General features: G+C 76.8%; 3 protein-coding genes. All 3 read right to left on the bottom strand.

Features of this window, described 5'->3' with window-relative positions; all coding sequences use genetic code 11:
- On the bottom strand, nt 1–1,801 hold a 1,801-nt coding region (locus AB0G11_RS48450), incomplete at its 3' end, for a beta-ketoacyl synthase N-terminal-like domain-containing protein (RefSeq protein ID WP_357594017.1).
- Complete coding sequence (locus tag AB0G11_RS48445) at nt 1,798–6,906, bottom strand: SDR family NAD(P)-dependent oxidoreductase (protein WP_357594015.1); 5,109 nt, start codon at nt 6,904–6,906, stop codon at nt 1,798–1,800. The genes AB0G11_RS48445 and AB0G11_RS48450, both read right to left, overlap by 4 nt.
- A 4-nt stretch (nt 6,907–6,910) precedes the next feature.
- On the bottom strand, nt 6,911–10,513 hold the full coding sequence (locus AB0G11_RS48440; protein WP_357594013.1) for a type I polyketide synthase: 3,603 nt from the start codon (nt 10,511–10,513) through the stop codon (nt 6,911–6,913).
- Nucleotides 10,514–10,670: the final 157 nt, after the last annotated feature.

Below are 10,670 nucleotides of genomic sequence, written 5' to 3'. Positions count from 1 at the left end.
GGGCGCGCCCGGCCGGGCCGCCGCCCCCGCGGCCGGCGCGGGGGCCGGGGCGGGGGGCGAGCAGGTCGGTGAGCGGGTCGGCGCCGTCCATGAGGCGGCGCAGCCGGGTGCGGCACTCGTCGAGCGCCTCGCGGAAGACGGGCTCGGTCGCGTACAGGTCGGCAGCCATGCCCGGGTACTGCTCCCCGGCGCCCGCGATGAGGAAGGCGGCGGGCCGGTCGGCGCGGGTCTCGGCGCGGCCGAGCGCGGCGCCGCCCGCCAGCGCCTCGGCGGCCTCGGCCGGGGAGGCGGCGACGAGCATCCTGCGGTGGCCGAACTGCTGCCGTCCGGCCTGGAGGGTGTGGGCCACGTCGGCGAGCCGGAGCTCCTGTCCGTCGGCCGCGAGGTGGGCGGCGAGCCGGGCGGTCATCTCGTCGGCCGCGGCGGCGGTGCGGGCGGACCAGATCAGCGGTTCGGGGCGCGGCTCCTCCTCGGTCCTGGGGACGAGCGGCGCCTCCTCCAGCACCACGTGCGCGTTGGTCCCGCCGATGCCGAACGCGCTCACCCCGGCGCGGCGGATGCGGCCCGCCTCGCGCGGCCAGCCGCGCAGCCGGGTGACGACGTCGAGGCGGGCCTCGCCGGTGCCGAGCTGCGGGTTCGGCTCCGACAGGTGGAGCGTGGGCGGGATCTCGTCGTGCCGCAGGGCGAGCGCCGCCTTGATCAGGTTGGTGACGCCGGCGGCCCGGTCGAGGTGGCCGACGTTCGGCTTGACGGAGCCGATCAGCAGCGACCGGCCGCCGTACACCTGCTGGAGGGCGGCCAGTTCGGCGGCGTCGCCGAGGGCGGTGCCGGTGCCGTGCGCCTCGATGTAGTCGATGTCGCCGGGTTCGAGGTCGGCGGCGGCCAGCGCCTCGGCCATGACGGCGGCCTGCCCCTGGACGCCGGGGGCGGTGAAGCCGACCTTGCGCCCGCCGTCGTTGTTGACGGCCCAGCCCCGGATGACGGCGTAGATCTGGTCGCCGTCGGCGAGCGCGTCCTCCAGCCGCCGCAGGGCGACGACGCCGACGCCGCTGCCGAGCGGGCTGCCGAGCCCGCGCGCGTCGAAGGCGCGGCACAGGCCGTCGGGCGGCGCGATGCCGCCCTGCTGGTAGAGGTAGCCGACGCGGTGGGGCACGTTGACGGCGACGCCGCCGGCGAGCGCCAGGTCGCTCTCGAACCCGGCCAGGCTGGAGGCGGCGGCGCACACGGCGACGAGCGAGGTGGAGCAGTAGCTCTGCACGCCGTAGCTGGGGCCGGTCAGGCCGAGCGTGTGCGCGACGCGGGTGGTGAGGGAGTCCTTGTCGTTGGCCAGGCCGACGGCCAGGTCCCCCATGACGGCGGTGATGCCGCTGGGCAGCAGGTTGTTCTGCATGTAGGAGCTGTGGGCGCAGCCGCCGAACACGCCGATGGCCCCGTCGAACCGCGTGGGGTCGCAGCCGGCGTCCTCCAGCGCGGCCCAGCTGTGCTCCAGGAACAGCCGGTGCTGCGGGTCGAGGATCTGCGCCTCCTTCGGGCTGATGCCGAAGAAGGCCGCGTCGAACTCCTCGACGCCGTCGATGACGGGCGCCGCCTTCACGTACGCGGGATCGTCCAGCAGGTCGGCGGGGACGCCGGCGGCGCGCAGCTCGTCGTCGGTGAAGCGGGTGATGCCCGAGTCCCCCGCGCGGATGGCGGACCAGAGTTCGGCGACGCCGGGAGCGCCGGGGAACCGGCCGGACATGCCGACGATCGCGATGTCGGTGCCGGCTCCTTCGATGTCGTCGATCACGTCTTGGGTCCTCATTTCCGATTGCTGGAACGGGCCCGGCGCCGCCGCTGCCCCCGTGCGGAACTGGTGGAGAGCGCCTCCTGGGCGCCCTGGTCGCCGCCGCCGTCCAGTGCGGCCGTGAACGCGGCCACGGTGGGGTGCTCGAACAGCACCGCGGGCGCGATGGGGCGGCCGAGGTCCTTCTCGATGGCGAGCACCATGGCCATGCCGGTCAGGGAGTTGCCGCCGAGGTCGAAGAACGGGTCGTGCACGCCGACGCCGTCGATGCCGAGGTAGGCGCCCCACAGGTCGGCCATCCTGGCCTCGGCCTCGGTCCTGGGCGGCGCGTAGTCGGTGCGGAGCCGGGGGCGGGGGAAGCGCTCGCCCTGGGGGGCGGCCGTGGCGAGCAGGCCGTCCAGGTCGAGCATGCTCGTCCACGACGCGAGCACGTCGCGCAGCGGCTGCCTGACGGCCATGACGCTGCCGTGGCCGCCGGCCACGATCCGGTCGAGGAGCGCGCATCCGGCGTCGTCGGCGAACCCGTAGCGGGCGCGGTAGTCGGCGACGCGTTCGGCCAGGCCGCCGCTGCCCTTGAGGTTCTCCGACTGCCACACGTCGTGCTGCCAGGGCCCCCAGGCGACGGAGACGACGCGGGTGGCGGGCGCGGCGGCGGCCAAGGCCTGGCCGTAGGCGTCGAGCACGGTGTTGGCGGCGCAGTAGTCGCCCTCGCCGATGCCGCCGAACGCGGTGACGGCCGAGGAGTAGAGGACGAGCAGCTCGGGCCGTTCCTCCTCGGGGGTGCCGGGGCCGGTCAGCTCGGCGAGCGGGCCCATCGCGTACACCTTGGGGGCGAGCACGCGGGCCGCCTCGGCGGTGGTGCGGCGTTGCAGCAGCCCGCCGGCCGGCAGGCCGGCGGCGTGGATGACGCCGTGCAGGCGGCCGAACCGTTCGCGCGCCCGCCGCAGGGCGGCGCGCAGCTCGTCCGGCACGCCCGCGTCGGCGGTGAGGAGCAGCACCTCGGCGCCCGCCGCCGTCAGGGCGGCGACGTCGGCGTCGCCGTCGGGGAGCGGGGTGCGGGCGAGCAGCGCCAGGCGGCGGACGCCGGCGCGTACGAGGTGCCGGGCCAGGGCCAGGCCGAGGCCGCGGGTGCCGCCGGTGATGAGGTAGGCGCCGTCCGCCCGCCACACCGGCGTCCCCTCCGCGCCGGGCCGGTCGGGGATCGGGGCCCAGCCGCGTGTCCAGCGGCGGCCCCGGCGCCAGCCGGTGAGCGGGTCGGCCGACTCGGGCGTGTCGCCCGCGCCGGGCTCGGTGAGCAGCTCGGCGGCGAGCTGCCGCGCGGTCCCGGCGGGCGGCTGCGGCTCGCCGGGGTCGAGGTCGACGCCGCTCCACGTGAGGTTCGGGTACTCGTGGCGGACGGCCCGGCCGAGCCCGTGGGCGAGCGCCTGGTGGGGGGCGGTGGCGTCGCCGCCGAGGATGTCGGCCGCGCCCCGGGTGACGGTGAGGAGGCGGGCGGGCCGCTCCCCCAGTGCCTGTACGGCCAGCATCAGGCTGTCGAAGCCGTGCCCGACGGCGGCGCGCAGGTCGTCGTCGCCCGTGGCGGCGGGGGTGGCGAGGCTCCACAGGTGCGCCACGTGCACGGGCCCGTCGCCGTGCCCCGCGAAGACCTCCGCGTACTGGGCGGGGTCCGACGGGTCGATGGTGAGGCGGCGGCCGTCGCGGTGCGGCCCGGTCCCGGGGACGACCTCGACGACGCGGACGCCGGACGCGGCGGCCAGGTCGGCGAGCGCGCCGCCGACGCCGCCCGGGTCGGCGAACACCACCAGCGGGCCGGGCAGCGCGAGCCCGGCGGGCGGGGCGGCGGCGGCCGGGTCGCGCCGCCACAGCGGGGCGAAGAGGTGGTCGGCCGGTCCGGCGGCCGGGGCGGGCTCGGCGGCGACGGGCTGCGCCGTCGTCTCCGGCCAGAACCGGGTGCGCTGGAAGGGGTACGTGGGCAGGTCGGCGACGTGCCCGCCGCCCGGCCTGGCCGCGTCCCAGTTCACCGGGGCGCCCAGCTCCCACAGGGTGGCGCAGGTGGAGACGAGGTCGCCGTGGGGCTCGGGGCTCGCGTTCCAGTGGGGGGCGAGCGTGCCGAGGACGGCGGTCCGGCCGCCCGTCAGGTTCTGCCGTACGAGGCCGCCGAGCGTCTGTCCCGCGCCGAGCTCGACGAACGCCGACACGTCCTCCTCCAGGCAGTGCCGCACGCCGTCGGCGAAGCGGACGGTGCTGACGAGCTGGTCGGCCCAGTACGAGGTGCTCGTGGCCTCCTCGGCGGTCAGCGGGCGGCCGGTGAGGTTGGAGACGATCGTGATGTCCGGCGGGCGGCGCGTCACCGTGTCGAGCACCGCGGCGAGCTTCTCGCGGGCCGGCTGCAGCAGCGTGGAGTGGAACGCGTGCGCCGACCGGAGCGGGCGGCAGGCCAGGCCGGTCGCGGCCAGCGCGGCCGTCGCGGCCTCGATCTCGGCCGGCAGGCCGCTCAGCACCGTCATGGCGGGGCCGTTACGGGCGGCGACGTCCACCTCCGCGCCCGTCCCGGCCAGCACCTCCAGGACGCGGTCCTGCGGGGCCGCCACCGCCACCATGCGGCCGGCGGGCACCGCGCTGATCAGGTGGGCGCGCTCCACGACCACGTGCAGGGCGTCCTCCAGGGTGAACACCCCGGCCAGGCAGGCGGCCACGTACTCGCCGAGGCTGTAGCCGACCAGCAGGTCCGGGGTGACGCCCCAGTGGCGCAGGAGCCTGGCGAGCGCGTACTCGACGGTGAACAGGAACGGGTGCGCGATCGCCGCCTGGTCGAGCGGGTCGTGGGCGTCGCGCGTCTCCCCCGACCGGCCGAGCAGGGCGGCCAGGTCGCCGTTCGCGGGGGCCGCGGTCGCGCCCTGCGGGAAGAACTGGGGGCGCAGGTCCACGCCGGAGCGGCGGCGTACGAGGTCGACGCACTGGTCCACGGCCTCGGCGTACACGGGCTCGGCGGCGTACAGGTCCCTGCCGAGTCCCGCGTACTGGTCGCCGACGCCCGGCAGCAGGAACGCCAGGCGGGGGCGGCGCTTGACCCGGTGGCCGTCGCCCGGAGCCCGCAGCCGCGCCACGGCGTCGGCGGCGTCGTCGCAGACGAGGGCGCGGCGGTGGTCCAGCTCCGCGCGGCCGGTCTGGAGCGTGTGCGCCACGTCCGCCAGCCCGGTCCCGGGGCGCGCCTCCAGCCAGGTGGCCAGCCGTTCGGCCTGCTCCCGCAAGGCCGGCCCGCTCGCCGCCGACAGCGGCAACACGTACGGCGCCCCACCCCGCCCGCCCACGACGGCCTCCCCCTCGCCGAGATGGCCCCCTTCGAGGTGGGTGGCCCCTCCAAGGGGGGCGGCCCTTCCAAGGGGGGCGGCCCTTCCGAGGGGCGTGGCCCCTACGAGGGAGGCGGCCCCTCCCCCGGCGGCGGGCACCGGCCCTCCGGCCGAGGCCGCTCTTCCGAGGGGGGTGCCTGCGGCGACGGGGGCCGGGCCATCCCCTCCCGCCGAGGCGGCGACCCCGTCGGAGCGGGCGTCCGCTCCGGCGCGGGAAGCTCCTCCGGTCGAGGTCCCTCCGAGGGGCGTGCTCGCTCCGGTGGGGGCGGGGGTTGCGGGGTGGGTGGGTCCTGTGGTGGGCGCCGCTGCTCCGGCGTGCGCGAGGGTGGTCGCCTCTGGCTGAAGGGAGGGGTGCGGAGGGGCGGCCTGGAGGATCAGGTGGGCGTTGGTGCCGGAGAGGCCGAACGAGCTGACGCCGGCGAGGCGGGGGGCGTCGTCGCGGCGGGGCAGCGGCACGGGTGCGGTGACCGGCTGGACGGTGCCGTCGGCGGGGATCGCGGCGGCCGGGGTGGTGAGGTTGAGGCTGGGCGGGATGAGCTCGTTCTCCAGGATGAGCACCGTCTTGATGAGCCCGGCGACGCCGGCGGCGGCCTGGGTGTGGCCGATGTTGGTCTTGACGGCGCCGACGCGGAGGGGCCGGTCGGCGCTCCGGCCGCCGAAGACGTCGTGGAGGGCGGACAGCTCGATGGCGTCGCCGAGGTGGGTGCCTGAGCCGTGCGCCTCGACGTAGTCGATCTCGCCGGGGGTGACGCGGGCGGCGGCGAGGGCGCGGGTGATCACGTCGGCCTGGGCCTTGCGGCTGGGCGCGGTGAGCCCGTTGCTGCGCCCGTCCTGGTTGACGGCGGAGCCGCGCAGGACGGCGCGGATGCGGCGGCCGTTGGCGAGGGCCTTGGAGAGGGGTTCGAGGACGACGAGGCCGCCGCCTTCGCCCATGACGTAGCCGTCGGCGGACTCGTCGAAGGTCTTGCACCGGCCGTCGGCGCACATCATGAGCCCGGCGCACGCCTGGATGTAGAGGGTGGGGTGCAGCGACAGGGACGCTCCGGCGGCGAGGGCCAGGTCGCACTCGCCGCGGCGCAGGGCCTGGGCGGCGAGGTGGACGGCGATGAGCGAGGAGGAGCAGGCGGTGTCGACGGTGAGGGTGGGCCCGATCAGGTCGAGCTGGTAGGCGATGCGCCCGGCGGCGACGCTGGGGATGGCGCCCTGGCCGAGGTACGGGTCGGACAGGGCGTCGCGGCCCTGGCGTTCCATCTGGAGCCGCCCGTACTGGAGGGTGTCCATGAAGCCGACCATGACGCCGGTGCGGCTGCCGCGCATGCGGGTGGGTGACAGCCCGGCGCTCTCCAGTCCTTCCCAGGCGAGTTCGAGGAGGATGCGCTGCTGGGGGTCCATGCGGAGGGCTTCGCGGGGTGACAGGCCGAAGAACTCGGCGTCCCAGCCGGCGACGTCGTCGAGGAAGGTGCCGTAGCGGGTGTAGATGCCGCCGGGGGCGCGCGGGTCGGGGTCGTAGTAGTCGTCGATGTCCCAGCGGGCGGACGGCACCTCGCGGACCGCGTGCCGGCCGTCGCGCAGCAGGCCCCAGTAGCCGTCGACGGTGCCGGCGCCGCCGGGGTAGCGGCAGGCCATGCCGATGACGGCGATGGGCTCGTCGTGGCGCTCCTCCACCTCGGCGAGCCTGCGGCGGGTCTGGGCCAGTTCGACGGTTGCGCGTTTGAGGTAGGCGCGGAGCTTGTCCTCGGTCCCCATCGGTCGAGCCTTTCCGGTCGCGGTCATGTCGTCACAGTTCGTTGTCGATGAGGGCAAAGATCTCCTCGTCGGAAGCAGAGTCGATCTTGTCCATCACGCCGCCCGCGTCCGCGGGGGCGGCGCCGAGCTTGGTGAGCGCGCCCTGCAGGATCGGTACGAGCCGGCCTCGGATGGCGTCTCCTTCGCCGTTGGCGTTGAGCAGCAGGTCGTCGATCTGCTCCAGCGCCTTGCGCAGGGTGTCCTCGGGTGAGGGCGGCGCGGGGGCGAGGACGCCGGCCAGGTAGGCGGCCAGCGCGTTGACGGTGGGGTGGTCGAAGACGAGCGTGGGCGGCAGGCGCAGGCCGGTGTCGGCGTTGAGCCGGTTGCGCAGTTCGACGGCGGTGAGGGAGTCGAAGCCGAGCTGGTTGAAGGGCCGGTCGAGTTCGACGCTGTCGGGGCTGCCGTGCGCGAGGACGGCGGCGACCTGGGCGCGTACGGTGTCGACGAGCAGGCGGTGGGCGTCCTGGCGGGGCAGGGTGGCGAGGCGGGCGGCGAGGGCGCCGGGTCCGGCTCCGGCGGGGGTGCCGGCGGTGCGGCGGGGGGCGCGGACGAGGCCGTGGAGCATGGGCGGCAGGTCGCCGGTCTCGGCTCGGGCGCGCAGTCCGGCGGTGTCCCAGCGGGCGGCGACGACGAGCGGGTCGGGGCTGGTGAGCGCGGTGTCGAACAGGTCGAGGCCCTGCTCGACGGTGAGGGGGGCGATGCCGGCGCGGGCGAGCCTGGCGACGTCCGTCTGGGTGAGGGCGCCGGTCATGCCGGATTCGGTGTCCCACAGGCCCCAGGCGATGGACACGCCGGTGAGGCCGTGTTCGCGCCGGTGGGCGGCGAGGGCGTCGAGGAAGGCGTTCGCCGCGGCGTAGTTGCCCTGGCCGGGGTTGCCGAGGACGCCCGCGAGGGAGGAGAACAGGACGAAGAACGCCAGGTCGCGGTCCTGGGTGAGCTCGTGCAGGTGCCAGGCGGCGTCGGCCTTGGGGCGCAGCACGGTGTCGATCCGGCCGGGGGTCAGGCTTTCGACGAGGCCGTCGTCGAGGACTCCGGCGGTGTGGACGACCCCGGCCAGCGGGACGTCCGCGAGCAGGGCGGCCAGGGCGTCGCGGTCGGCCACGTCGCAGGCGGCGACGGTGACGCGGGCGCCCAGCTCTTCCAGGTCCGCCACCAGGCCGGCGGCGCCGGGGGCGGCCTCGCCGCGCCGCGACACCAGCAGCAGGTCCCGTACGCCGTGGCCTGTCACGAGGCGGCGGGCCACGAGGGCACCCAGGCCGCCGGTGCCGCCGGTCACCAGCACGGTTCCGGAAATTTCGGGTAATGGGTGGGGGTCGGGCTTGCGGCGGGCCAGGCGCGGCATGAGGGCCTTGCCGTCCACGACGCGGACCTGGGGCTCGCCGGTGGCGGTGACGAGGGCCCAGTCGGTGTGGCCTTCCTGGGCCTCGGCCAGCACGAACCGGCCGGGCTGCTCCGACTGCGCCGAGCGCACCAGCCCCCACACGGCGGCCGCCGCCGGATCGCCGGGCCGGGTGGCGAAGACCACGGTGGCGTCGTCGGGCTGCGCGGCGACGGCGTCGAGGACGCGCGTGGTCAGCTCGCGCACGCGGGACGGCACGTCAGGCCGGTCGCTGACGCACGGGATCACCACGGGGTCGGCGGCTCCGGCCGCGGCGGCGGGGGCCTCGACCCAGTCCACGCCGTGCGCGGCCGTGCCGGTGGCGGCGCGGCGGGGCGCGGCGGCGCGGACGCGCAGGCTGCCGATCGACAGGACGGGCGCGCCGTCGGGACCGGCCGCCTCGACGTGCGTGTCGTCGCCGTCCACGGCGAGGCGTACGCGCAGCTCGGGGGCCTGCGAGGCGTGCAGGGCGACGCCGCCGAACGCGAACGGCAGCCGCAGCTCGTCGTCGCCGCCGGCCAGCACGAGCGGGTGCAGCGCGGCGTCGAGCAGGGCGGGGTGGATGCCGAACCCCTCGGGGTCCACGCCGTCGGGCAGGGCGACCTCGGCGAACAGCTCGTCGCCGCGCCGCCACACCGCACGCAGCCCCTGGAAGGCCGGACCGTACTCGTAACCGCGCTCGGCCAGCCGCTCGTAGCCGCCCTCGACCTCGACCGGCTCGGCGCCCTCCGGGGGCCAGGTCCCGGCCCACGGGTACGCGGCCGCCTGCGGGGCGCCGGGGGTGAGGGTGCCGGAGGCGTGCCGCTGCCAGCCGTCGGGAGTGCGGGAGTGGACGGCGACGGCGCGGCGTCCTTCGTCGCCGGGCGGGTCGACGGTGACCTGGAGGGTGACGGCGCCGCTGTCGGGGATCGGCAGCGGGGCCTCGATGACGAGCTCGTCCAGGCGGCCGCACCCGGCGTGGGCGCCGGCTTCGAGCGCGAGCTCGGCGAACGCGGCGCCGGGCAGCAGCGCGCCGCCTTCCACGGCGTGGTCGGCGAGCCAGGGCGCGCCCCGCGCCGACAGCGGGCCGGACAGCACGTACGCGTCGCCCGCGACGGGGACGACGGCGGCGAGCAGCGGGTGCCGGGAGCCGTCGATGCCCGCGCCGGCGGGGCGGGCGGGCGCCTCGTGGTCGCCGAGCCAGTAGCGGCGCCGTTCGAAGGCGTAGGTGGGCGGCTCGGCGGCCGGGTAGGGGGCGGCGGCCAGGGCGGTGAGCCAGTCGACCGGCGCGCCGAGCACCCAGGCGTGGGCGAGCGCGGCCAGCATGCGCGGCCAGTCGCCCGCGCCGCGCCGCAGGGAGGCGCAGACCCCGGCGGTGATGCCGGCGGCGTGCCGGCTGTCGTCGGCGTCGGCGCCGAGCACCGGGTGCGGGCTGCACTCGACGAACAGGGGCGTGCCGGTCCCGGCGAAGGCCCGGACCGCCTCGTCGAACAGCACTGGGTTGCGCAGGTTGTCGTACCAGTAGCCGGAGGTGAGCCGCTCCGGCTCGACGAAGCGCCCGTCGAGGGAGGAGCAGAAGGCGACGCCGGTGTCCTGCGGCCGTACGCCGTCGAGGGCGGCGGCGAGCTCCTCGGCGATGGGCTCGACGAGCGGGGTGTGGGAGGCGTAGTCGACGGCGATGCGGCGCGTCCGGACGGCGTCGCCGCAGGCGGCGGCGAACTCGTCCAGGGCGGCGTCCTCGCCGGCGACGACGCAGGAGGCGGGGCCGCTGTGCACGGCCACCCAGAGGCGGCCCGCCCACGGCTCGATCCGCGCCTGAGTGTCGGCGGCGGGCAGGGCGACGGCCATCATGCCGCCGGTGCCGCTGAGCCGCAGCAGGGCGCGGGAGCGCAGGGCGACGACGCGGGCGGCGTCCTCCAGGGTGAGCGCCCCGGCGACGCAGGCGGCGGCGATCTCGCCCTGGGAGTGGCCGAGGACGGCGGTGGGCTGGACGCCGAGCGAGCGCCACAGCTCGGCGAGCGAGACCATGACGGCGAACAGGACGGGCTGGATGACGTCCGTGCCGTCGAGCGCGGGGGCGCCGCCGGTGCCGCGCAGCACGTCGACGACGGACCAGCCGGTGTGCGGGCGCAGTGCCTCGTCGCAGCTCAGCAGCCGGTCGCGGAAGACGTCGCTGGTGTCGAGGAGGTCGACGGCCATGCCCGCCCACTGGGAGCCCTGGCCGGGGAAGACGAACACGGGCCGGGGGGCGGGCAGCGCCTCGCCGAGGACGGCGGCGGCGTGCGGGGCGCCGGTGGCGAGGGCGTCGAGCGACGAGGTTCGTCTTGTCCCGGCGCAGCCACATGGGGACCAGGACGCACAGCCACATGATGACGATGGCAAGGTAGAGGAGGGC

The organism is Nonomuraea sp. NPDC023979 (assembly GCF_040639085.1).
GTDB lineage: Bacteria > Actinomycetota > Actinomycetes > Streptosporangiales > Streptosporangiaceae > Nonomuraea > Nonomuraea ceibae.
The sequence above is the reverse complement of the archived record's forward strand: the minus strand, read 5'-3'. Positions and strand labels throughout refer to the sequence as shown.